This window comes from Mesorhizobium sp. M1A.T.Ca.IN.004.03.1.1 (assembly GCF_003997555.1).
Lineage (GTDB): Bacteria > Pseudomonadota > Alphaproteobacteria > Rhizobiales > Rhizobiaceae > Mesorhizobium.
Genome location: NZ_RZTV01000001.1, coordinates 1,216,723 through 1,239,943, shown reverse-complemented (window position 1 = coordinate 1,239,943; position 23,221 = coordinate 1,216,723). Strand labels below are relative to the sequence as shown.

The following is a 23,221-nucleotide window of genomic DNA, read 5'->3' as shown; positions in this document are numbered from 1 at the left end:
CCTGCTGGTGGGCGCGAACCAGGGTGGTGTCGAGCATGAGATATTCATTGTTGGGATCGTCGATGAGAGCTTTGAAGGCCCAACGCGAGAAGCGGGTATGGACGCTCTTCCATTTGCCGTACCGCATCGGCAGGTCGTGCCAGTGGGCGCCGGAGCGCAGCACCCACAGGACACTGTTGACGAACAGGCGATTGTCGGCCGCGGTGCGGCCCGGATCACCCGCCTTACCCGGCAACAGCGCAGCGATGCGCGCCCACTGGACGTTCGTCAGTTCGTACCGTTTGGCCATCCGTCGCGCTCCGAATCAGAACCCTCGGAACGCAATGAATCAACGCCAAACCGCGTTGAGAATCCTGAATGTAGATTGGACCTAGCACTTGGTATCGTCAAGATAGTTATGCATGTCGGTGGCTGCGATCGAGGCGTGGCCGAATGCGACAGCAATCTGATTGATTTCGTTGACCACATCGCCAGCGGCATACAGGCCTGGCACGACCGTGCGCTGATGCGCATCCACGACAAGATTTCCAAGCTCGTCGCATGTCGCCCCGAGATCTAGGCCAAGTTGCGACCTTATCGTGCATCCCATGGCTGGATAGACGGTATCGAATGAGGATGCTGTTCCGTTGGAGAGTTGAATGGTGGCCTGCTCTCCCGAGGGTCGTAGCGAATGAGGGATGCAGGGCTCGAGCTGGATTCCAGCTTCGTGGATCAGTCGGCCGGCATCTGCATCAATTTCACTCGAAGCATCGGTCGTCAGTACGGTGACGTCGCGAGTGTAGGTCCGCATGAACAATGCCTTCTTCACCGCCTCTTCCGCCGGGCCCAGGACTGCGACCCGCTTATCGATCACCTCATAGCCGTCACAGATCGGACAGAGGCGCAAGGTGCCGGCTCTGATCATATCGTCTGCCGAAGGCGTCTCTGGAAGCTTATCGACAATGCCAGTAGCCAGGAGCGCCGCGCGGGAACGAATGGCTGTCGAACCGATCGCAATAAAATCCGTTCCGTCGCGGCCAATCTCGTGGATTATATCGTGCCTAAGATCGGCTCCGCTCTGCAAAGCCTGCTGCCGCAGCCGATTCAGCAGTTCGGCGCCGGCTATGCCGTCGGGGAAGCCGGGACAGTTGCGGGTAATCGGAATGAGCTTCGCGCGGCTTTGACCGCAATCGACAACGACGACCCGGCGGCGAAAGCGCCCGAGATACGTCGCTGCTGCCAAGCCGGCCGGACCGCCACCGATAACCAAGCAGTCAATTCGTTCCCACTGACAGACGCTATCGTCTTCGATCACCAAAGAACTCCCGGGAGGTGATGCAGAGCTATTGCAAGCGGCTCGTGCCCGGCAAACGAACTTGTCTGTTGGTGACTAAGACCAAGGGCGTGCGCGACTGCTTCCCGGTTCTCATAAGAATGAGGCCGACACAGATGTCGCTCGTGAGGATGGCCTCGTTTCCTTCCGAACAGACAGAAACGAGGGCGCAAAATCCGGCCTCGACCGCGTGCACCGGTAAGCGCGGGATCAGTTGTTTCGTTATTGGCGACCATCTGCCCCAACCGCGCCCTTGCCTATTGGTTCCGCCGTGCATTCGCGTTGCTCGCCGATCCGTTGTCTCGCCAGACGCTGACGATGTTCGGCTGCCTTCACGTGCCGCAGGCCGCCGTTCTCGCCACGCGGCGGACCGGACGGTGCAAAAGTTCGCTTTTGTGGATCAAAGTAGCCCGGCCTGCCGGGCGGGGTTGGGGGCTTGACATACAGGCCGGGCCCTTACCCCGCGCAGCGGGGCAGAGTTCCATTATGCGCCGCGCTTGCGGCGACCGACATTAACATTTTCTAAGACTTGAAAAGCCCGTCGCAGCTAATGAGCGTAAGCGACGGGCTTTGTGCTGCCGAGACGGCTACGTCCCAACGGTAAACGACCGCTCCCATAACAAGTCATGGCCGCGCAGTCAGTTCCAATCTTGGACAGCCCACCCGAGGAACGTGACGACACCAGCGACGTTCCGGTAAATGGCAATCGACGATGATATCGAAATGGCCAGGCGACATGTTCACGAAGGCGAGCGGCACCTTCGCCGTCAGCACGAGTTGGTTGCCGACCTCAGCGATCAGGGATTGCCGACCGATGACGCCCTGCGCTCCCTCCAACTGCTTGAAGACATGCAGGCGATGCATCGGCAGCACTTGTCGCGGCTGCTGCGCAGAGCCGAAAATGGCTAGGAGGATTCCTGCCTTGTCGGGCCGGACCATGGGTGTCTGCACTTGATCTGGTGACAGGTCATGATCTGCCATGAGTGCGCCGGCCGAGACGATCGGAATCTGCAATTCAGCAAAACACTGTAACGCCGACAAGCGCAGGGACTGGACGCCCTGCCTCCAAATGCTCCGACTATTGCTCGTCCTTTGGGGCAACCTGCACCAGCTGCAAAAGCCCTAGCACGATCAGCGCCAAGACTGTGCCAAGAATTGCGATCTGCCAGAACCCGAGACCCACTGCCAATCCAATGGCACCGGCCAGCCACATTCCCGCGCCGGTCGTCAGCCCCTGAATCTCCCCTTTGGAGAAGAATATTAGCCCCGCAGCCAGGAATGCGACGCCGGCAGTTGTGGCTTCAATCAGGCGGATGGGGTCAATGGCTATCTCCTGGCCATCGAAGACGGGGAGATGGGTGATTTCGATGGCCAGGATGGCGATCAAGGCGGTTGCTAGACAGATCAGGATATGCGTCCTCAGCCCGGCCGGCCGGTTACGCCATTCGCGCTCCATGCCGACGAGTGAGCCAAGAACCGCAGCCAGCAAAAGCCTGGCTGAAATTACGGAAAATGGCAGCCAGGTTTGCTGCCCGAAACGTTCAACAAGCTCATCCATGAGTGCCAGAACGTATCTGTGGGCTGCCCGGTTCCTTCCGCAGGACGCCGGGATGTCCCTGCAACGCATATCGCCGGCAAAGCGCCGGAACATTCGAGCTCAGCCCACGTTGGGTTCTGTTCGACTGACAGGGACACACCTCAATGGAACCCAAATCATCGCGCGATCTGCCCGGTCCTAAGCCCCGCAAGGACAAGGAACGGGAAAACCAAAAAGCTGCCGCGAAAACGCCTGACAAGACCAACGATTGGGACCGGAACCAGGTGCATGGCGAGGGCGAGAGCATCGGGATCGACAAGGACGAACCATAGGCCGATCCACACCCCAGAGCGCGGAATCTGAGCCGCCCACGATGCGGCTTGCCGCCATCCCGACCGTTGGAGTGCTGGCGAAGAGAGCGTCTTTCGAGTTCGCATCTAAATAGTTGAAAAAATTTGGCTTTCGCGCCGGCTCGTTGCGCTGTTTGCTTCACGGTTGCCTTGGATGGCGACCGGCAAGCCTACCTGTCTGAGGTACAGACACGTCTCCATCCCAGTTTCTTATGAATTCGATCAGAATGCCCAACCCAGACCCGGAATGGCTGCTACGCACCCTCCACAGCGGACGAAGAAGATCGAAAACATGCTGCGGTATCGGCCTGGCATCGCAGATTGATCACAAGGGCTCTGACCCCGTTGTCGACCTCAGCCCGGACAAGTGCCAATTGCAGGGTCTTCAGGAAGGAAGAAGCTTCGCCGCTCGCAAGCGGTGAGTTCGCGAGGGACGGTGCGCCGGGCGAAGTCAATGAGGTCCCGGGACGTTTGGAAGACGCGAAGGATGCGGACATCTTTTTCGCCGGAAACAATTGCAACGCGGGTGCCGTCGGAACTGAAAGCTGCGCGTGTAAAGCCCAGTAGAATGGTTGCTTCGTCGTGGCTGCCGAGGACGGCAATCTGGCGTCCCGATTGCGTCGCCCAGAGCCGGACCGTGCGATCCTTCGAGGACGCGGTCACGACATACAAACCGTTGGGACTGAACTGGGCGCTGTCCACCGCGCCGCTGTGGCCCCTTAGAACGGCCCTTTCCAGTCCGCCAGCGACGCTCCAGATCCGGATGGTTCCATCGCGCGAGCCGGTCAGCAGCAACTGACCGTCGGGGCTCAAGGCGACGACCGTTACCGCGCCGGTGTGTCCCACTAGCGTTCTGACGTTTGCTCCGTCCGTGGTCGACCAAATGCGAGCCGTGTGGTCGAGTGAGCCCGTGGCGACGAGTTGACCGTCCGGGCTGAAGGCCGCTGCCGTGATGCGATCCTGATGCCCCACAAGAACCCTGAGCTCGGCTCCGCCCGTCGTCAAGAGGTGGCCCGCATTGTCTTCCCTGGCCGAGAGGATCAGATTTCCGTCAGGGCTAAGAATGGCCTGCGGTAGGTTGCTGCTCGTGTTAATGGCGGCTAGCTCGGTGCCGGTCGCCGCGTCCCACAGCTGCGCGGTGCCGTTCATCGATGCGCAGAGAAGCGATTTGCCGTCGCGACCAAACTGGATCTGGATCAGGCCGCGATGTGATCGGAACTGGGCGGTCTCGTGTCCCGTGGTCACATCCCAAACACGGACCTGCCCCCCAAGAGATGCCGTCGCGACGCGCCTTCCATCTGGGCTGAACGTCGCGCTTTGAACGATCTCATGTGTATCGAGCCGGATTGTCTCGCGCCCGCTCACGACATCCCACAGGTGCGCCGCGCTGTCGCCGCCGCCGGTCAGCAGGTGGACGTTGTCGGGACTGAAGACCGCGAAAGTCGGCCGATATTCATGTGAGAGCGCAGTCGTCAGCGCGCCGTCGACATCCCACAGCCGAGCAGTGCCATCGTGTGAAGCAGTGAGAAGAATGTTGCTGTCGACCGGGCTGAATTCCATATGCTCGACCAAGGATTCATGACCGGCGATCGTCGTCACCAACGAGGCGCGTTCAGCGTCCCAGATGCGGATCGGCCCATTGACCGAGGCAGTCGCCAGGAAGCGGTCGTCCGGAGTGAAAGCACCGTTCATCTCCACATCGCGTTCATCCGTATCGATGTCTGCCTTCAACCCCGAAACCTCTTGGCCTAGCACATGATCCAGCGTTCCCAACGCTCCATCCCAAATTCGGGCAGTGCCATCGATGGATACCGTGGCGATTCGCTGACCCCCATGACTGAAAATGACGCCGTTCAATTGCGTGTCGCTCTTGCTGCCGGCCAGCTTTGCGATCTCCGTTCCTTTCGACAAATCGAAAAGGCTGGAAGTGTCTCGGTGTGAATGCCAACCCCACGGGCCGGCCAGCATCCGGCTTCCGTCCGGGCTGAACGCCAGGCTGTAGGGCCAGGAGGTCACTCGCATTGACCGCGTCAGCGCGCCGTCTGCGCTATTCCAGATCGAAACAAAATGCTTGCCTGCCGTCGCGAAGCTGCGGCCGTCTGAACTGAAAACAGCACGCGTATATGCGTCGCTTTTTACACCTAGAACTTTCTTTCCGGTCCGAGCATCCCAGAGCGTTGCATCGCTGTTCTCCCCCGCCGTCAGCACCCGGGTGCCATCCGGGCTGAAGATTGCCGTCGGATAATTGCCTACCGGGCGCATGATAAAGAGCTGCTCTCCCGAGACAGCGTCCCAGAGACGTGCAGTGCCATCCCTCGCCGCCGTCAGGATACGGCTCCCGTCCGGGCTGAATTCAGCCCTCTCCAAGGCCGCTTCATGACCCATTAGAACTGCAGTTTCGGCACCGCTGGAGATGTCCCAGACGGCTGCAGTCTTGTCGTAGGATGCGGTGACGATGCGATCGCCGCTCGGATTGAATGCCGTATCCGTCACGCCGGCGCCATGCCGGAAGATTTTGATCTGGTGGTGCGCCAGCAGAGCCTTGTAGAGGGCTGCCTCCGCCTCGAACAGATATTGCCGCTCGGATTGGTCTTTTGAGGGCAGTGCTTCAAGCGCCAAGAGGATCGCAGCCTCGGTGCCGCCTGCCGCGGTGGACTGCTCCGAAAGGAACGAGAGCGAAAGGAACTGATTGCGCATCGCCTGGTCGCGTTGCGACCTCGCTTCCTCCTGCGCCCTGAAGGCGACCAGCGCGCCTGCGCCCGCGATGAGAGCGAGCATTATCGCCACAATCGCTGCGTTGCGGGTACGTCGGGAAAGCCGGTTTGCTGCGGCCGCCGCCAGGCTCCGGCGCTCGGCTTCGCGCTCCAGGCGCTCGTGTTTTGCCTGTTCGGCGGCCTCGATCAGCGCTAGCGCTGCGTGCCGGTCCTTCTCCTCTTTCTGCCGATGGGCACGCAAAGACTCCTCGATGTACTCAAGGACATAATCGTCGATCTCCTCCCGTCTCGACAACATTAGTTCTTCGCCCTCCGCCAGACGTTTGCCGGACGGAAGGAGAAGCTCTCGATTCCTGCTTTCCAGGTGCCATCGGTGGGCATCAGCCCTGAGGCGTTCGCGCGTCTCGAGAAAATTCCGGTTTGCATTCACAATGTCACTTGCGCGCGGCCAGCGCCTCAACAGTGCTTCATGTGCAACGCGCACGAAGACACGCCCTGCGGCGTCCTCGTCGCTGACGAGGAGCCGCGCGTCGATCAGGGCTCTGACCAGCGCCGATCGCGCGGGAGTACCTGCGACTTCGGTGAGCAGGGCTGGACGTGCCGTCACGGTGTCATCGCTCAGACTTGCAGTTGTGAGGGCGCCCAGTACCGTCGGTAAGGCCTCCTGGATCTCGGGCGCCAGTAAATCCACGACTTCATCGGCGCGGCGCGCGATTGCGCCTTCGAGCCCGCCGAGCGCGCGATAATCCGCAAAGGTGAGAACGCGGCGATGGCGGCCGGCCTGGTACAACGCGTCGAGCACAAACTCCAGAAGCGGCAATGATCCGGGATCGGCAGCTGCTGCCTCCTGCAGCACGTCATCGAGTCGCCCCAACTCGGCATTCTCCTCAAAGCGGAGTCCGACAACGCCCGCCGGCTCACGGATGATCTGACCGATCTCCGGGCCAGTCGGCGGCAGGAGTTCGTAGCTGGAGAGGCCATCCTTGAGCGCCGAGAACCCCGGGACCTCGCCGCAGCGGTGAAAAAAATCCGAACGGATCGCCGCGATCACCCAGGCCAGTCCGCTCGCGGCGAGCAGCGTCATGAGCCGCACGAGAGCCTCGCGCGCCGGCTGCTTCTCCGTCGTGAACAGCTCCTCCAACTGATCGATGGCGACAACCAATCTGATCTGCGAGCGGGCCGACCCAGCGGCTTTGCCAAGTGCCTGTCGAACCGTCGCCAGCGCCCGATCCGGCGCGCTCCTGCAAAGCCGAGCGAGCTCCGCGGCTGTTACTTCGCAGGCCAGTTCCGGCACAGCAGCTTCGCTAAGCAGCGCCGCAGCCAGCACAGCAAATGCATCCGGTCCTTCGGAGAGGCGGATCAGGCAGCGGCGCCACAACGATATGCCCGCCACGGTTCCGGGCCGGATCAATGACGGCAGCAGGCCAGCGCGCAGGAGGGAAGACTTGCCGCAACCGCTCATGCCGTAGATTAGCAGGAACGCAGTGCCGCTTGCTGCCTGCTGCTCCAGTCTTGAAGTGCAGGCAGCAATCGCCCGCGCTCTGCCGAAGAAGAGATCGGCATCTTCGAATTCGAAGGCATCGAGACCGCGAAATGGCGACCTGACCGGTTCCTCTGAAGCGAGAGGTACGCGGTAGATGCGCAGGGCACGTGCGACGTCCTTCAGCTTCTGCTCGCCAAGCTCGATGAATTCCAGCGGGAGCCGGTCTCGAGCCTGGGCATGAACCGCTTCAGTGATGCAAATCCCGCCCGGTCGTGACAATGATTGAACATGGGCTGCGACCTCGACCGCCTCGCCCCCGAGGTGGTCGCCCTCGTCGACGACATAACCGAGGTGAAGCCCGATGCGGAAGCGCAGGCGCTTTGTCTTGGGAACTTGGCAATTCCGTCTGTCGACCTCATGCTGGATGTCGCTCGCACACCGCAAGGCCTCGACAGGGCCTGCGAATTCGGCGACCACGCTCTCTTCGGCGCTCGAGAACACGCGACCGGCATGTTGCACCAGCAGCCGATCGACGATCTGCCTGTACGGCCCGATTGGTACAGCAGCGCCCCGCTCAGCCTCACCTGGCGGCCGACCGTCAGCAGCCAGTTCGGCTGCCAGGATAGTGGCCATTCTTGGCCCGGCGCTTGAAGGACGGACCAGCCTGTAACCGCGCCGAGGCACCGTCTCCACAACAGCCTGCCGACCGTCATTGAGCGCCGCACGGATCTCGTGAATGCATTGCACAAGGCTGTCGTCGGTGACCGCGATCCCGTTCCAGACCGCCCTCATCAGCTCGTCCTTGGTGACCACGCGATCAGCGTTCTCCAGAAGGTGACGAAGCACCGCGAAGGTTTGGTGACGAAGTGCGATTGTGCTGTTGGATTTGTCGCGCAAGGTCTCGCTGCTCACGTCGACGGTAACGCCGTTGAGCACGAACATCGTGGGCGGCGAGCTACTCAAGCCGTTTCCCTCAAGCACGAAGCCGCAGTCCAATGTTTCGATCCTAGCACGGTTTCGCGCTTGCCATCATCATTCACATCGGGCGGGGAGCGCCGATTTCGGCAAATGATCGGAAGCCGTTCGTGACCCCGAGACGCCTCGGACCGACAATCGCAGCGTCAGCGAGAGGCTCACCATGGACGACGAAGTGCAGATTGCTCGAAGTATGGGCGCAAGGCCGGTGCTCCGGCTCACAGGCGTGTGCCTGATGAGCCTGTTCTTGGCAATGGCGCCCCAGGCTCACTCAACCGACCGTTCCCAGGACGGCCTGGTCGACGTCGATCTGCAATTGATCCTTGCAGTGGACGTTTCGCCGTCGATGAGCAAAGTTGAGCAAAGAGTGCAGCGCGACGGCTACGTCGATGCTTTCCGCCACGCGGACATTGCGGGGGCAGTCAAGTCGGGAGAGCGTGGAAGAATTGCAGTGCTCTATCTGGAGTGGGCAGGGCCAAATCAGCAAACCGTCATCGTGCCGTGGACAATCGTCCAAAGTCGCGAGGACGCTCTCACTTTGGCAGACAGGCTCGCGGCTTTGTCGTTGACTGAAGGCCGCGGAACGTCGATTTCCGGCGCATTGTCTGCCGCGAATGATCTGTTCGCGAATAGTGGCTTGCGCAGCCCGCGCAGGGTTGTTGATATATCCGGCGACGGACCCAATAATGCGGGAGCACTCCTTGACCCCATCCGGCAGGTTCTTCTCGCGGAAGGCGTGACGATCAACGGGCTGCCTATCGCACTGCCCCGGATTGGCGGGGCCGACGGGTTCGCGAGGTATGGCCGTTCCAACCTGCAATCCTATTTCGAGCGCTGCGTCATTGGCGGACCAGACGCGTTTGCGATCGGTGTCACAGAGCCCGCCATGTTCGCCACCGCAGTCCGTCGAAAGCTGGTGCGTGAAATCGCCATGAACACGGATCTGGTGATCTACGCCACCTATACGGCGCGTTCAGACAGCACGACCGATTGCAACCTGGTCGGTCAGCTGCCAGGGCGATAACGATCGGCGATAGCATGAGGGCTTGTGGGCGGGCCGCACGAAACGTCTTTCCGGCCACCTGCCTAACAGCCAATTGCGGATGGCTTTGAGGTGTCTTCCCTCTTCGCTAACAGCTTGAAAATATCATAGTATTAGGAAAATTGATGGCGGAGAGGGCGGGATTCGAACCCGCGTTACGGTTTCCCGTAAACACACTTTCCAGGCGTGCGCCTTCAACCACTCGGCCACCTCTCCGTCTTGCATGTCGCGTCGGCCGGTTTCGCCGCGCGGGTTGGGGAGATGCATCTCCCTCGGGAAGGCCTCTCGGCCTAAATTTGGGGTGCCTTCAACCGGCAGGCAACCCTTTCCCGGCACCTCTAGCCGTCTAGGCAAAACAGGCGCGGGGCTCATCTAGTCGATCCTAAAGCGAATGCCAAGTCATTCCGTGGCTTTTGCCGTGGATGGCGCGAAAGCTGCCGGTGGCCTGCCATGCAGCCGAATGCTGTGCACAGGCTGGCCGGCGGAGTTTCCCGCGCTTGACTTCGGCTCTGGCCGCCTGTCGACTGCATGAGGCGTTTGTTTTGTGCACTTCCGGACGGAAAACCACGACGCAGTTCCCGGAACTGCTTGGGCTTTGCGAGGGGCATCGTCCTGACATGGCATCGATCAACCAGCAGCCCGCGGGCCGGCCCGACAGCGGGCTCTCCTTCATCCCGGTGGCGTGGCTGATCATCGTGATGGCGCTTTCGGCCTATGGCCTGATCTCGAGCTGGCGGCTGATCGGCGACTTCAATCTGCCGAAAAGCGTGCTCTTCCTGATCTACGGCGGGCTGACCGGTGGCGTCGTGACCATTCTGTGGGGGCTTTACCTGCTCGGCCTCGCCTTCAACCGGTCGGCGCGTTTCCCGCGTCACTATACGATCGGGCAGGTCGCCATCATCCTTTGGCTCGTCGTGCGTCAGGCCTACACGCTTCTTGTCCCCGATTTCGTCTTCTCGGCCGAAGGGCTGGGCTTCACGGTGGCCGAGATCGCCATCGGCCTGCTCTGCATCTACCTCCTGCGGCGCGGCGCCGGCGCCGACACGGTGTATGCCAATCCCGAGGCCGTACGCCCGCCGCTCCTGGTCTCGCTCGTCGCCGCGTTGCTCGGCATCATTCTTGGCGGCGCCATCGGCGCCTGCATCGGATTTTTCGCGGGGTCGCTAATCGCCGACGCCACCCATATGAGCTGCTTCGAGGGCGCCTGCGGGTTTTTTGCTGTCTTCATCGGCTTGGGCGGCCTGATCATCGGAGCCGTCGGCGGCGGGATTTTCGCCATCTGGCGCGTCAACCGGCGCAAAGCGGCGCGGAGGGCCTAACTCAAAATCACGTGTCGCGATTGCGTGGCGGTTGTGCACGCTCTATGTCGTTTGGCGGGGCAGACGGGAGTGTTCCCGGGGAGTGCGTTGGATGCTGCGTTTCATCTTTCGGCTGGCGGCCATGGTTGCGTTGTCGATTTCTGTCATCATGGCGGTGATCGACACCACGCGCTCTGTCGCGGCGTCGGCGCTGGTCATGACGCCGCTCAACGCAAGCTGGCTGGCGGTATCGCCCGACACGCACGCCGCGTTCGAGACCTATGTGCGCGCCAAGGCCAGTCCGCTGGTCTGGGACGGGATGATCGCCTGGGTGCTCGGCCAGCCGGGATTCGCCGTGTTCGCGGTATTGGCGTTCCTGCTCTACGCCCTCGGCTACCGCCGGCGGCGCCACGAATTCGCCCCGACCAACTGACGCGGACTCCGCCCGAAACGGTCGGCCTTCACGCTTTTTCCAACAGGTCAAAATTCCACGTGAATTTTGTTTCGGGCCGTGCCAGATTGGCCGCGAGCGGGAGGGGCATACACTTCCTGCCTGACGTCGCATGCCTGCCGGAGAACCGGGCAGGGTGTGCGGTGCAACGGAAAATAACCGACAGGGTGTGGATCACATGAAACGTATCGTTCTCGGCCTCCTGGCCGCAACCGCAATGGTTCTCCCGGCCTTCGCCGCGGATGTCCAGCCGGCCATCCTCTACGATCTCGGCGGCAAGTTCGACAAATCCTTCAACGAGGCTGCCTATAACGGCGCCGAGAAATTCAAGAAGGAAACCGGCGTCGCTTATGTCGAATTCGAAGTCTCCAACGCTTCGCAGCGCGAGCAGGCGCTGCGCCGCTTCGCCGAGGACGGCCGCAACCCGATCGTGATGGCCGGCTTTGCCTGGGAAGATGCGCTGAAGAAGGTCGCGGCCGAATATACCGACCTCAACTTCGCCATCATCGACGATGCCGTCGACCTGCCCAATGTCCGCTCGCTGGTGTTCAAGGAGAACGAAGGCTCCTACCTCGTCGGCATTCTGGCTGCGATGGCGTCGAAGTCGAAGAAGGTCGGCTTCGTCGGCGGCATGGACATCCCGCTGATCCGCAAGTTTGAATGTGGTTATGTCGGCGGCGCCAAGTCTGCCGGGGCCACCGAGGTCATCCAGAACATGACCGGCGATACCCCGGCCGCCTGGAACGACCCCGCCAAGGGCGGCGAGATCGCCAAGACGCAGATCGATCAGGGCGCGGACGTCGTCTATGCCGCGGCCGGCGGCACCGGCGTCGGCGTGCTGCAGGCGGCCGCGGATGCCGGCAAGCTCGGCATCGGCGTCGATTCCAACCAGAACGGCCTGCAGCCCGGCAAGGTGCTGACCTCGATGATGAAGCGCGTCGACGTTGCCGTCTACAATGCTTTCATGGACGGCAAGAACGGCACCTTCAAGGGCGGCGTCGAAAATCTCGGCCTCAAGGAAGGCGGTGTCGACTACGCCATGGACGACAACAACAAGGCGCTGGTGACGGACGAGATGAAGGCCGCCGTCGAAAAGGCCAAGGCCGACATTATCGCCGGCAAGGTCCAGGTGCACGACTACACCACCGACAACAACTGCCCGTATTGATCGGCAACTGAACGAGGCTTCTTCGACCGCCGGGCTTTTTGCCCGGCGGTTTGTTTTTCGGACCAGCATCATGCAACCGATTATCGAAGCCATGACGGAGCGCGATGTCGAGGCGATCGCCAAGCTGCGCCTGGCCGCCTTCTTTGAGGGCACCGGCCGGACGCTCGCAGAGGATATTGCGGGACTTCGCCGGCTGATCGCAGGCGACGGGTTCGAGGCGGCTGTCGTCGCCCGCCTCGGCGGCCCGCCGATCGGAAGCTGCCTCTTCGTCCGCAACGAGATCGACCCGGCGCATGATCTGACGCCGTGGCTCGCCGGGCTTGTTGTTGACGAGGCGTATCGAGGGCAGGGCGTTGGCACGGCGCTGGTCAGGGCCAGAGAAGGCCACGCCGCGTCGGCCGGCGTTAACCGGCTCTATCTCTACACCTGGCAGGCACGACCGTTCTACGAAGCGCTTGGCTGGACTGCGGCGGAAGCTTTCGAGCAGGAGGGCGAGCCGATGCTTTTGATGTCGTGCGCCCTATAGCGTGCCGGCGAGATAGCCCAGCGCGAAGGCGGCCGCCAGGGCGAGCGCGATAGCCAGGCCGAGCCGGCCGCCAAGAGAATGCAGGCCGACGCCATAAGGCTTGCGCTCGATCTTGTTGATCACGATCGGCTGCGGCTTCGCATCGCCCTTGTCCAGCCCGGCAAACCGCATTTGCGGCAATTCGCCAAGCCGGCGCTGGATAAGCTGCCAGCGCTCATCCGAAGCCGTGGCCGACGCTCCCTGCGGCTCCAAAGCACGCATGCGTTCGGCAAGCCGCAGCACCGCGTCGCGAAAGGCGGGATCGATCTGTAGGTCGCGCTCGGCGCGAGCGCGCTCCCGTTCGTCCATCAGGCCGAAGACATAGTCGCCGGCCCTTGCGATGCGGTCTCCTTCACCGGCCATGACCGTTCTCCTCGAACTCGCTCGCTCCCCCTGCAGGCTCAGTAGTGCGGCGGCTTGGTCACCGGCACGTCGGGAGCGGCCTGCTCCTCCAGGGCCAGGAACCGGTCGGCAAGGGCGGCCAGCTTGCGTTCCATGCGCTCGATCACCGTCCACTGCTCGGCGATCTGGCCGGACAGTTCCTCGATCGTCTTTTCCTGCTCGGCGGCGCGGATTTCCAGCGTCGTCAGCCGATCGTCAGGCATCGTCATCATCCCGGTCTCTGTGAATGTGAAGCTCCCGGCCACCTTCGAAATTGACAAGCGCGGGGGGATTTGTCGAGAGTGAATGGCGTTCCGGCCAATTGGCACGGGCGGGGCGTCGTGCTAGGCAATTTGACCAAGCGATAAAAAATAACGAGTGGGACAGGCTGCATGGCGCAAGCCGCAATCGAGCTCATAGGCATCAACAAGAGTTTTGGCGCCGTGCGCGCCAACCGCGACATCAACCTGGAAGTCACGCGCGGCACCATCCATGGCATTGTCGGGGAGAACGGCGCAGGCAAATCGACGCTGATGTCGATCCTCTATGGCTTCTACCAGGCCGACAGCGGCGAAATCCGCGTCGCCGGCAAGGCGGTGTCGATCAACACCCCAAACGACGCGATAGCGCTCGGCATCGGCATGGTGCACCAACATTTCATGCTGGTCGACAATTTCACGGTGCTGGAGAACGTCATCCTCGGCGCCGAGACCGACGCGCTGTTGAAGAGCAGCATCGCCAAGGCGCGCTCCGAGCTCGAACGGCTGGAGCGCGAATACGGCCTCGAGGTCGATCCCGACGCCATCATCGAGGAATTGCCGGTCGGCCTGCAGCAGCGCGTCGAGATCCTCAAGGCGCTCTATCGCGGCGCCGAGATCCTGATCCTCGACGAGCCGACAGGGGTTCTGACGCCAGCCGAGGCCGACCATCTGTTCCGCATCCTCAAGCAGCTGAAGGAACAGGGAAAAACGGTGGTGCTGATCACCCACAAGCTGCGCGAGATCATGGCCGTTACCGACACGGTCTCGGTCATGCGCCAGGGGACCATGGTGGCGACCAGGGTGACCAGGGAAACGACGGTCGGCGAGTTGGCCGAACTGATGGTCGGCCGGCGCGTGCTGTTGCGGGTGGAGAAAGGCCAGTCGGAGGCCGGTGCGACAAAACTCTCGGTCAAGAACCTGACGGTCAAGGATTCACGCGGCGTCACCATGGTCGACGACGTCTCCTTCGACGTGCGCGGCGGCGAGATCGTCGGCATCGCCGGCGTGGCCGGCAACGGCCAGTCGGAGCTGCTTGAGGCGATCTCCGGCATCCGGCACGCCGTCTCGGGCGAGGTCATGCTCGACGGCAAGCCAATCGACCTGACCGGCAAGGCCGATCCCGGCGAATTGCGCGACCGCGGTCTCGCCCATGTGCCGGAAGACCGCCACCATGTCGGGCTGGTGCTCGCCTTCGAGGAGAACGAGAACTCGATCCTCGGCTATCATGACGACGAGCGCTATCTCAAGGGACCGTTCCTCAACGTCGATGCCATCATGGCCGACGCGAAGAACAAGATCGAGAAATACGACATCCGTCCCGGCAATCCGCGGCTGAAGACCGCAAATTTCTCCGGCGGCAACCAGCAGAAGATCGTGCTGGCCAGGGAGATGGAGCAGGATCCCGGCGTGCTGATCGTCGGCCAGCCGACGCGCGGCGTCGACGTCGGCGCCATCGAATTCATCCACAAGCGGCTGATCGCCATGCGCGATCAGGGCAAGGCGGTGCTGGTCGTGTCGGTCGAGCTCGACGAGATCCGCTCGCTGTCCGACCGCATCCTGGTGATGTTCGCCGGCCGCATCGTCGGCGAACGCGGACCGGAAGCGACGGAAGGCGAGCTTGGCCTCTTGATGGCCGGTGTCGAGCACCAGGAGGCCGCCGAATGAGCACGCCTTACGCCAAGCTCCCGGCCTGGGCCGATTATGGGTTGATCCCTTTGATCAACCTGTCGGTTGCTTTCATCGTCGCGGGCTTCGTCGTCATGCTGGTCGGCGAAAATCCGTTCCGCGCCGCCGTCATCCTGGTCGAAGGCGCTTTCGGCAAGGGCACAGGCATCGCCTTCACCTTGTTCTATGCCACGACCTTCATCTTCACCGGGCTGTCGGTGGCGGTGGCGGCGCATTGCAGCCTGTTCAACATCGGCACCGAAGGCCAGGCCTATATCGGCGGCCTCGGCATCGCGCTCGTCTGCCTGAGCTTCGACAGCGTCCTGCCCTGGTGGCTGATATTTCCGATGGCGATCGTCGCCGCGGCGGCGTTCGGCGCGCTCTGGGGTTTCATCCCGGCCTATCTGCAGGCCAAGCGTGGCTCGCACATCGTCATCACCACCATCATGTTCAACTTCATCGCTGCCTCGGTGATGGTCTATCTGCTGGTCGGTCCGCTGAAGCCGGTCGGATCGCAGGCGCCGCAGACACGCAATTTCCTGGCCGGCGCGGAATTGCCGAAGCTCAACTGGATGATCGAATTGTTCGGCGCCAAGATCCGCTCGGCGCCGCTCAACATCTGCTTCCTGCTGGCGCTGGCGATGGCGTTCCTGGTCTGGCTGCTGATCTGGCGCACCAAGCTCGGCTACGAGATGCGCACCTATGGCCATAGTCCGAAGGCGGCGCGCTATGCCGGCATTTCGGAAACCCGCATCATCCTCACCGCGATGATGATCTCGGGTGCGTTGGCCGGCATGATGGCGCTCAACCCCGTGATGGGCGACCAGCACAATGTGGCGATCGATTTCGTCTCGGGCGCAGGCTATGTCGGCATCGCGGTCGCGCTGATGGGCAGGCTGCATCCGGTCGGCATCGTGCTGGCGGCGATCTTGTTCGGCATGCTCTACCAGGGCGGCGCCGAGCTAGCCTTCGAGATGCCGGCGATCAGCCGCGACATGATCGTCATCATTCAAGGGTTGGTCATCCTCTTCGCCGGCGCGCTGGAGCATATGTTCAGGCCCTATATCCAGGCGCTGTTCGCATCGGTCAGCCCGAAATCGGTCGGCATGCAGGCGGTCAAGGGGAAGGGGGCCTGAGATGGACAGTTTCAACGCGATCGTCCAGGTCCTGGATTCCACCATCCGCCTGTCGGTGCCGCTGCTGCTTGCCTGTCTTGCCGGCCTCTATTCAGAGCGGGCCGGCATCTTCGATATCGGTCTCGAAGGCAAGATGCTGGTCGGCGCCTTCGCCGGCGCTGCAGCGGCATCGGTCTTCCATTCGGCCTTTATCGGTCTCGGCACCGCCGTCCTGATCTCGGTCGCCTTCGCCATGGTGCATGGTTTCGCCTCGATCACGCATCGCGGCAACCAGATCGTCTCCGGCGTCGCCATCAACTTCGTCGCCGCCGGCTCGACCATCATCCTCGGCCAGGCCTGGTTCGAGCAGGGCGGCCGCACGCCGGCGCTGCAGCCGGGCGAGCGCTTCGAGGCGATCGTGTGGCCGGGCGCCGAAGCCGTTCGCAACGTGCCGATCCTCGGGCCCGTTTATGCCGAGCTGATCTCCGGCCATTCGATCCTGGTCTACTTCGCCTTCGCGATGGTGCCGTTCACCTGGTGGGTGCTGTTCCGCACCCGCTTCGGTCTCAGGATGCGCGCCGTGGGCGAAAACCCGGCCGCCGTCGACACCGCCGGCATCTCGGTCGCCTGGCTGCGCTATCGGGCGCTGATCTGCACCGGTATCCTTACCGGCGTCGCCGGTGCGTATCTCTCCATGGTCCAGAATGGCGGCTTCGTAAAGGACATGACCGCAGGCAAGGGCTACATCGCGCTTGCCGCGCTGATCTTCGCCAAATGGAAGCCGGTCAACGCGATGTTCGCCTGCCTGCTGTTCGGCTTCCTCGACGCGGCATCGATCCGCTTGCAGGGCTCGCCGCTGCCGATCCTGGGCAAAGTGCCGGTGCAGTTCATGCAGGCGCTGCCCTATGTGCTCACCGTCATCCTGCTCGCCGGCTTCATCGGCAAGGCGATCCCGCCGCGCGCCGGCGGCGTGCCCTATGTCAAGGAACGCTGAGGCTCGGGCAGTCTCGGCAACCGGCAATTTGAACAAGATCGTGGGAGAGAAGAAGGAAATGTGGCATGATCTGTTCGAAGCGGCCAGGACGGCGATGGCCAAGGCCTATGCGCCCTATTCCAAGTTTCCCGTAGGCGCCGCGCTGCGCACCGAGGACGGTCGCGTCTTCACCGGCGCCAACATCGAGGTGGCGTCCTATCCGGAAGGCTGGTGTGCCGAGACCACCGCGCTCGGCCACTACATCATGGGCGGCGGCGGCAAGATCACCGAGATCGCGGTGATCGCCGAGCGCATGGCCAAATGCTCGCCCTGCGGCGGCTGCCGGCAGCGGCTGGCGGAATTCTGCCGGCCGGAGACGAAACTCTATCTCTGCGACAACACCGGCGTGGTCGAGACGGTCACCATGGGCGATATGCTGCCTTACGGCTTCAGGGGCGATATCCTGAAATGAAGGAAGCGCTGGATCATCTGGTCGAGAAACTGGACGGGCTGGCCCCGACCGCGGCGCTTGTGCTGGGCTCCGGCCTCGGTGGGCTGGTCGACCAGGTGGAGGACGCAAGGCGCATCCCCTATGCCGAACTGCCGGGCTTCCCGCGCAGCGGCGTCTCCGGCCACGCCGGCGAGGTGGTGGCAGGGCGTTTCGCCGGCACGCCGGTGCTGATGCTTTCCGGGCGCGCGCACTATTACGAGCACGGCAATGCCGCCGCCATGCGCCCGGCACTCGAGGTGCTTGCCGGCATCGGCATCTCGCATCTCATCCTCACCAACGCCGCCGGTTCGGTCGATCCCGAGATGGGACCGGGCTCGGTGATGATGATTACCGATCACATCAACTTCTCCGGCTCCAATCCGCTGATCGGAGAGCCGAGCGACCGCCGCTTCGTTGGCCTCACCGAGGCCTATGATGCCGGCTTGCGCAAGGCGATCGAGACGGCGGCGAAGGAGACCGGCACCGCGCTCCACCAAGGCGTCTACATGTGGTTTTCCGGACCATGTTTCGAGACGCCGGCCGAAATCCGCATGGCGCGCGTCATGGGCGCCAACGCGGTCGGCATGTCGACCGTGCCCGAAGTGATCCTGGCCCGCTTCCTCGGCCTCAAGGTCGCTGCCTGCTCGGTCATCACCAACCTTGCGGCAGGCATGACCGGGGCGGAACTCTCGCACCAGGAAACCAAGGACATGGCGCCGGTCGGCGGCGCGCGGCTGGCGACGATCCTGCGGCGCGTCTTCGAGGAAGGTTTGCCGGAAAGCTGATGCTCCCGCAGGAAATCATTCGGCGCAAGCGTGACGGCCACAAGCTCTCGATGCCCGAGATTGCAACCTTCATCGAGGGGATCACGGCCGGCACGCTCTCGGAGGGCCAGATCGGCGCCTTTGCCATGGCGGTGTTCCTCAAAGGCATGAGTCGCGAGGAAGCAGTGGCGCTGACGCTCGCGATGCGCGATTCCGGTGACGTGCTCGACTGGTCCGATTTGCCGGGACCGGTCACTGACAAGCATTCGACGGGCGGCGTCGGCGACAATGTCTCGCTGATGCTGGCGCCGATCGTCGCGGCCTGCGGCGCTTATGTGCCGATGATCTCCGGCCGCGGGCTTGGCCATACCGGCGGCACGCTGGACAAGATGGATGCCATTCCCGGTTACGTCAGCCAGCCGGATTTGGCGCGGTTCCGCAAGACGGTGCTCGAGACGGGCTGCGCCATCATCGGCCAGACCGCCGACCTGGCGCCGGCCGATCGCCGGCTCTACGCCATCCGCGACGTGACGGGCACAGTGGAATCGGTGCCGCTGATAACGGCTTCGATCCTGTCGAAGAAGCTTGCCGCCGGGCTCGGCTCGCTTGTGCTCGACGTCAAGGTCGGCAACGGCGCCTTCATGGAGAAGTCGCGCGATGCGGCCGCACTTGCGAACAGCCTGGTCGAGGTCGCCAATGGCGCCGGTCTGAAGGCTTCGGCACTGGTGACCGGCATGAACGAGCCGCTGGCCTCGGCAGCGGGCAATGCGGTCGAGGTGAAGAACGCGGTAGACTTTCTCACCGGCCGCTTCCGCGACCGCCGGCTGGAGGACGTCACGCTGGCGCTTGCCGCCGAGATGCTGCAATCGGCGGGAATTGTCTCGTCCAACCAGGACGGGATCAGGCGCGCGGCCGAGACGCTTGCCGGCGGCCGCGCGGCGGCGGTGTTCGCACGCATGGTGACGGCGCTCGGCGGCCCCGCCGACTTCGTCGAGAATCCGGAGAAATATCTGCCAAAGGCGGCAGTGGAATCGGCGGTCAAAGCGGCCGAGGACGGCTTCGTCACCGGGATCGCGACGCGCGAAATCGGGCTCGCCGTCGTTGCGCTGGGCGGCGGGCGCGTCCGTCCGGATGACAAGATCGATCATTCCGTCGGCCTCACCCGGCTGCTGCCTGTGGGCGCGGAGGTGCATGCGGGCGAGGCGCTGGCGCTGGTCCATGCGCGGACCGAGGCCGACGCCGAGGCTGCCGCCGTCGCGGTGCGCGCCGCCTATACGGTCGGTCACTCGAAGCCGACCGCAGAAAAGACGGTGCTCAGGCGGATACTGCCTCTGTAAAATCGCGCCTATTGAACGAGCAACAGCGCGCCGTCCTGCACTTCGTATTTCTGCAGCCGCTGCAGGAAGCTCATGCCGATCAGGTTGGTTTGCAGCGCTCGATCGTCGAGCACCACCGCCTGGACGTTGTCGAGGGAAATCTTGCCGATCTGCAGCCGGTCGACGGTGACCACGGCAGCCTTGATGGCGCCGTTCGCCGTGTTCACCTGTTGATTGAAATCCGACTGGTTGAGCGAGATGCCGATCCGGCGCGCCGTCGATATGTTGATCGCGACCAGCGTCGCGCCGGTGTCGATCATGCCGTCTATCTGACGGCCGTTGAACTTGAAGGCGGAAGTGAAATGGCCGCGCTGGTCGGCATTGACCAGCACCTGGCGGCCGAGCGGCATCGGCGTCGCCGGCCTGGCTGGAACCGAAGCGAGATTGACGTCCGGCTGAGCCTCAGGCGGCGCCGGCTTCGAAGCAAACGCCGATCTCAGCAGGGTTTCCACCATCTGCGGGTTCGACTGATAGACGATCGGAATCGATGCCGAGCTTCCGACAAAGACGCCAAGGAGAAGAAGCTTGCGCAGCATGGATCGACCTTCGTGAAGGTTCGATCCTTAAGCCGACATGGTGTTTTCGGCTTTAACGCGCGCCGGAACCACGGCGTTTCGTAAACGACCGGTTAAGAAAAGATCTCACTTGGTTCCGTACATGCGGTCGCCGGCGTCGCCGAGGCCAGGCATGATGTAACCCTTGTCGTTCAACTGGCGGTCGATCGAGGCGGTGAAGATCGGGACATCGGGATGCGCCTTGGTGAAGCGCTCGATGCCTTCGGGCGCCGCAAGCAGGCAGAGAAAGCGGATGTTGGTTGCGCCGCGCCCCTTCAGCTTGTCGATCGCCGCGATCGCGGAATTGGCGGTCGCAAGCATCGGATCGACCACGATCACCAGACGGTCGGCAAGGTCGCTCGGCGCCTTGAAGAAATATTCGATCGCGTCGAGCGTCTCATGGTCGCGGTAAAGGCCTATATGGGCGACGCGCGCCGCCGGCACCAGATCGAGCAGGCCTTCGAGCAGGCCATTGCCGGCCCGCAGCACGGAGGCGAAAACCAGCTTCTTGCCCTCCAGCGTCGGCGCTTCCATCTCCTCGATCGGGGTCTCGATCGTGGTGGTCGTCAGTTCGAGGTTGCGGGTCACCTCGTAGCCGAGAAGCAGGGAGATTTCGCGCAGCAGCCGCCGGAAGCCTGCCGTCGAGGTCTCCTTCTTGCGCATGATGGTCAACTTGTGCTGGACAAGGGGGTGGTCGACGACGGTGACGCCCTGCATGGTCTTCTCCAGTGAATGGTGAGTAGTGAATAGTGAATAGTGAGCCGGTTTGCGAGTCCTGATGGGCCGATGATTGCGGTTGACAGGCCGAAGGGCCCGCGAACCATTCACCGGCCTTTGGGGTCGAGCCGGCTCATCAGCATCGCCTTGGTCTTCCGGTCGACGAAGGCCGCCTCGATGGCCGTCCTGGTGACGGCGGTAAGCGCCTTGTCGTCCATCGCGAAATGCTCGGCGGCGATGTCGTATTCGCGCTTCAGCGAGGTCCAGAAATAGGGCGGGTCGTCGGAATTGAGCGTCACCTTGCAGCCGGCCGCGCGCAACGCCGGAAAAGGATGCGTGGCGAAACTATCGAACACCTTGAGCGCGATGTTGGAGCCGGGGCAGCATTCCAGCACCACGCCCTCGGCGGCGATGCGGCGAACAAGGTCCGGGTTCTCGATGGCGCGCACGCCATGGCCGATCCGCGATGGGCGGATATGGTCGAGCGCTGCCGCCACGCTTTCCCAGCCCATCAATTCTCCGGCGTGGATGGTGATGCCGAGGCCGGCCTCGCGCGCGATCTCGAAAGCCCGCACATAGTCCTCGAAATCGCCGATGCGCTCGTCGCCGGCGACGCCGAAGCCGGTGACCAGCGGATGGCCGCAGCGCGCCGCAAAGCGCGCCGCCTGCTCGATCGCCTCGACGCCGACGTGGCGTACGCCGGTGACGATCATGCGCCCCTCGATGCCGGTCCTCGCCTTGGCGCGGGCCATGCCTTCGCCCAGCGCGTCCGTATAGGCCTTGGGCGAAAGCCCGGCCCTTTTCGCGTGATCCGGCGAGGTGAAGACCTCGGAATAGATGGCGCCGTCGCGGGCGAGGCTGGTGAGATAATGATCGGTTAGACGGGCGTAATCCTCCTCGGTGCGGAACAGGTCGGAAGCAAAATCATAGGCGGCGAGGAAAGACGTGAAATCGTGCCAGTCGAAAGAGTCGTTCTGGATGTAGGGCGAAGGGTCCTTGCCGTATTTGCGGGCCTGGCTGACGACGAGGTCGGGCGCCGCTGCCCCTTCGATGTGGCAGTGCAATTCGGCTTTCAAGATCATGCGGCCATCCCGTGCGGTATTCTTCTGTCGTGGCGCCGATTCCCGGTGGAAAATCGTGGCAAACTCTTCCCCGACCCGTTCTGAAAGCGCGGCCGAAAACCGCGCCTTGGACAATAGCGCCCGCCCCATCGATCGGCTATGGTCCCGCCGGTTTTATGGCGGATCGAAATAATGTCAGTTGAGAGAACCACGGCCGCGGGCGGCATGGAAACCTCCTATGGTTTCAGGAAGGTTGGCGAGGGCGACAAGCAGTCGCTCGTCAATGACGTCTTTCACAAGGTGGCCAATCGATACGACCTGATGAACGATCTGATGTCGGGTGGGTTGCACCGGCTGTGGAAGGACGCGATGGTCGCGTGGCTCAACCCCCCGAAGCGGCCGGGCTGGAAGGTGCTCGACGTCGCCGGCGGCACCGGCGACATCGCCTTTCGCATCATCGAGGCAAGCCAGCGCCATGCGCATGCCACGGTGCTCGACATCAACGGCTCGATGCTCGACGTCGGCCGCGACAGGGCCGAAAAGAAAGGCCTCTCGGAAAACACCGATTTCGTCGAGGCCAATGCCGAAGCGCTGCCGTTCGAGGACGGCACGTTCGATGCGTATACGATCGCGTTCGGCATCCGCAACGTGCCGCGCATCGATGTGGCACTGAGCGACGCTTTTCGTGTGCTGAAGCGCGGCGGGCGCTTCCTATGCCTGGAGTTTTCCGAGGTCGACATGCCGCTGCTCGACAAGGCCTACGAGGCTTGGTCGTTCAACGCCATCCCCAAAATCGGCAGGGCGGTGACCGGCGACGACGAGCCCTATTCCTATCTGGTCGAATCGATCCGCAAGTTCCCCAACCAGCAGAACTTCGCCGCGATGATTGGTCGGGCCGGCTTCGATCGGGTCACTTTCCGCAACTATTCGGGGGGCATCGCGGCGCTCCATTCGGGCTGGAAGCTTTGAG

The 23,221-nt window shown here is 62.8% G+C and carries 23 protein-coding genes and 1 tRNA gene; 13 read left to right on the top strand and 11 right to left on the bottom strand.

Translation table 11 applies throughout. From position 1 onward, the window contains the following. From EOD29_RS05875 to EOD29_RS05860, 4 genes are all read right to left on the bottom strand, one after another. A partial coding sequence (locus EOD29_RS05875; RefSeq protein ID WP_164763693.1) for a transposase occupies positions 1 to 289 on the bottom strand: 289 nt, incomplete at its 3' end. A gap of 81 nt (positions 290 to 370) precedes the next feature. Then, positions 371 to 1,294, bottom strand: a complete 924-nt coding sequence (locus EOD29_RS05870) for an NAD(P)/FAD-dependent oxidoreductase (protein WP_245322269.1) — start codon at positions 1,292 to 1,294, stop codon at positions 371 to 373. A 642-nt stretch (positions 1,295 to 1,936) separates the two neighbouring features. Beyond that, positions 1,937 to 2,293 (bottom strand): hypothetical protein, encoded by a 357-nt coding sequence (locus EOD29_RS05865; RefSeq protein WP_127246117.1) that lies wholly within the window; start codon positions 2,291 to 2,293, stop codon positions 1,937 to 1,939. Between the two features lie 97 nt (positions 2,294 to 2,390). Next, a complete protein-coding gene (locus EOD29_RS05860; RefSeq protein WP_095800651.1) occupies positions 2,391 to 2,870 on the bottom strand; it encodes an MgtC/SapB family protein in 480 nt (159 codons plus the stop codon). 143 nt (positions 2,871 to 3,013) lie between these two features. On the opposite strand from EOD29_RS05860, the gene EOD29_RS35820 reads away from it, so the two are divergent. Next, on the top strand, positions 3,014 to 3,181 hold the full coding sequence (locus tag EOD29_RS35820; protein WP_164746634.1) for a hypothetical protein: 168 nt from the start codon (positions 3,014 to 3,016) through the stop codon (positions 3,179 to 3,181). 372 nt (positions 3,182 to 3,553) lie between these two features. Here the strand turns inward: EOD29_RS35820 and EOD29_RS05855 are convergent, their stop codons facing one another. Next, positions 3,554 to 8,392 (bottom strand): winged helix-turn-helix domain-containing protein, encoded by a 4,839-nt coding sequence (locus EOD29_RS05855; protein WP_127246116.1) that lies wholly within the window; start codon positions 8,390 to 8,392, stop codon positions 3,554 to 3,556. Positions 8,393 to 8,534: 142 nt separating this feature from the next. On the opposite strand from EOD29_RS05855, the gene EOD29_RS05850 reads away from it, so the two are divergent. Continuing rightward, positions 8,535 to 9,395 (top strand): DUF1194 domain-containing protein, encoded by an 861-nt coding sequence (locus EOD29_RS05850; protein ID WP_127246115.1) that lies wholly within the window; start codon positions 8,535 to 8,537, stop codon positions 9,393 to 9,395. 144 nt (positions 9,396 to 9,539) lie between these two features. On the opposite strand, the gene EOD29_RS05845 is transcribed toward EOD29_RS05850, so the two are convergent. Then, a tRNA-Ser gene (locus EOD29_RS05845) sits at positions 9,540 to 9,629 on the bottom strand. A gap of 401 nt (positions 9,630 to 10,030) precedes the next feature. Between EOD29_RS05845 and EOD29_RS05840 the strand changes: the two genes are divergently transcribed. The 4 genes from EOD29_RS05840 (at position 10,031) to EOD29_RS05825 (ending at position 12,856) form a co-directional block, all read left to right on the top strand. Next, positions 10,031 to 10,732 carry a hypothetical protein gene (locus EOD29_RS05840; protein WP_127246114.1) on the top strand — a complete coding sequence of 234 codons (702 nt, stop codon included), beginning with the start codon at positions 10,031 to 10,033 and terminating at the stop codon, positions 10,730 to 10,732. A gap of 91 nt (positions 10,733 to 10,823) precedes the next feature. Further along, positions 10,824 to 11,144 (top strand): hypothetical protein, encoded by a 321-nt coding sequence (locus EOD29_RS05835; RefSeq protein WP_127246113.1) that lies wholly within the window; start codon positions 10,824 to 10,826, stop codon positions 11,142 to 11,144. A 196-nt stretch (positions 11,145 to 11,340) separates the two neighbouring features. After that, positions 11,341 to 12,330: a BMP family ABC transporter substrate-binding protein gene (locus EOD29_RS05830; protein ID WP_067002774.1), complete on the top strand. Its 990-nt coding sequence runs from the start codon at positions 11,341 to 11,343 to the stop codon at positions 12,328 to 12,330. Between the two features lie 70 nt (positions 12,331 to 12,400). Next, a complete protein-coding gene (locus tag EOD29_RS05825; protein ID WP_127246112.1) occupies positions 12,401 to 12,856 on the top strand; it encodes a GNAT family N-acetyltransferase in 456 nt (151 codons plus the stop codon). Here the strand turns inward: EOD29_RS05825 and EOD29_RS05820 are convergent. Continuing rightward, entirely contained in the window at positions 12,851 to 13,258 is a 408-nt protein-coding gene (locus EOD29_RS05820) for a hypothetical protein (RefSeq protein WP_095800519.1), read from the bottom strand. The genes EOD29_RS05825 and EOD29_RS05820 overlap by 6 nt on opposite strands. 38 nt (positions 13,259 to 13,296) lie before the next feature. Further along, on the bottom strand, positions 13,297 to 13,506 hold the full coding sequence (locus EOD29_RS05815; RefSeq protein WP_067002641.1) for a SlyX family protein: 210 nt from the start codon (positions 13,504 to 13,506) through the stop codon (positions 13,297 to 13,299). A gap of 162 nt (positions 13,507 to 13,668) precedes the next feature. Here EOD29_RS05815 and EOD29_RS05810 point away from each other — a divergent pair, with 162 nt between their 5' ends. The 6 genes from EOD29_RS05810 to deoA are packed head-to-tail and all read left to right on the top strand — an operon-like array spanning position 13,669 to position 19,880. Next, on the top strand, positions 13,669 to 15,201 hold the full coding sequence (locus EOD29_RS05810; RefSeq protein ID WP_067325742.1) for an ABC transporter ATP-binding protein: 1,533 nt from the start codon (positions 13,669 to 13,671) through the stop codon (positions 15,199 to 15,201). Next, the gene (locus EOD29_RS05805; protein WP_095781077.1) at positions 15,198 to 16,337 is read left to right on the top strand and encodes an ABC transporter permease; all 1,140 of its coding nucleotides are present in this window, start codon (positions 15,198 to 15,200) and stop codon (positions 16,335 to 16,337) included. Before EOD29_RS05810 ends, EOD29_RS05805 begins: the two co-directional genes overlap by 4 nt. Position 16,338: 1 nt before the next feature. Next, complete coding sequence (locus EOD29_RS05800; protein WP_095778796.1) at positions 16,339 to 17,310, top strand: ABC transporter permease; 972 nt, start codon at positions 16,339 to 16,341, stop codon at positions 17,308 to 17,310. A gap of 58 nt (positions 17,311 to 17,368) precedes the next feature. Further along, positions 17,369 to 17,761: a cytidine deaminase gene (cdd, locus tag EOD29_RS05795; protein ID WP_127246161.1), complete on the top strand. Its 393-nt coding sequence runs from the start codon at positions 17,369 to 17,371 to the stop codon at positions 17,759 to 17,761. Beyond that, positions 17,758 to 18,564: a purine-nucleoside phosphorylase gene (locus tag EOD29_RS05790; RefSeq protein ID WP_067325758.1), complete on the top strand. Its 807-nt coding sequence runs from the start codon at positions 17,758 to 17,760 to the stop codon at positions 18,562 to 18,564. The genes cdd and EOD29_RS05790 overlap by 4 nt, the downstream gene beginning before the upstream one ends. Further along, positions 18,564 to 19,880, top strand: coding sequence for a thymidine phosphorylase (gene deoA / locus EOD29_RS05785; RefSeq protein ID WP_127246111.1), 1,317 nt, complete (start codon positions 18,564 to 18,566; stop codon positions 19,878 to 19,880). Before EOD29_RS05790 ends, deoA begins: the two co-directional genes overlap by 1 nt. Positions 19,881 to 19,888: 8 nt before the next feature. Here the strand turns inward: deoA and EOD29_RS05780 are convergent, their stop codons facing one another. The 3 genes from EOD29_RS05780 to EOD29_RS05770 form a co-directional block, all read right to left on the bottom strand. Further along, the gene (locus tag EOD29_RS05780; protein ID WP_127246110.1) at positions 19,889 to 20,455 is read right to left on the bottom strand and encodes a TIGR02281 family clan AA aspartic protease; all 567 of its coding nucleotides are present in this window, start codon (positions 20,453 to 20,455) and stop codon (positions 19,889 to 19,891) included. 105 nt (positions 20,456 to 20,560) lie between these two features. Continuing rightward, entirely contained in the window at positions 20,561 to 21,190 is a 630-nt protein-coding gene (gene upp, locus EOD29_RS05775) for a uracil phosphoribosyltransferase (RefSeq protein ID WP_127246109.1), read from the bottom strand. A gap of 107 nt (positions 21,191 to 21,297) precedes the next feature. Continuing rightward, positions 21,298 to 22,272 (bottom strand): adenosine deaminase, encoded by a 975-nt coding sequence (locus EOD29_RS05770; RefSeq protein WP_127246108.1) that lies wholly within the window; start codon positions 22,270 to 22,272, stop codon positions 21,298 to 21,300. 171 nt (positions 22,273 to 22,443) lie between these two features. Here EOD29_RS05770 and ubiE point away from each other — a divergent pair, with 171 nt between their 5' ends. Further along, complete coding sequence (gene ubiE / locus EOD29_RS05765; RefSeq protein WP_127246107.1) at positions 22,444 to 23,220, top strand: bifunctional demethylmenaquinone methyltransferase/2-methoxy-6-polyprenyl-1,4-benzoquinol methylase UbiE; 777 nt, start codon at positions 22,444 to 22,446, stop codon at positions 23,218 to 23,220. The last annotated feature ends 1 nt before the right edge of the window (position 23,221 follow it).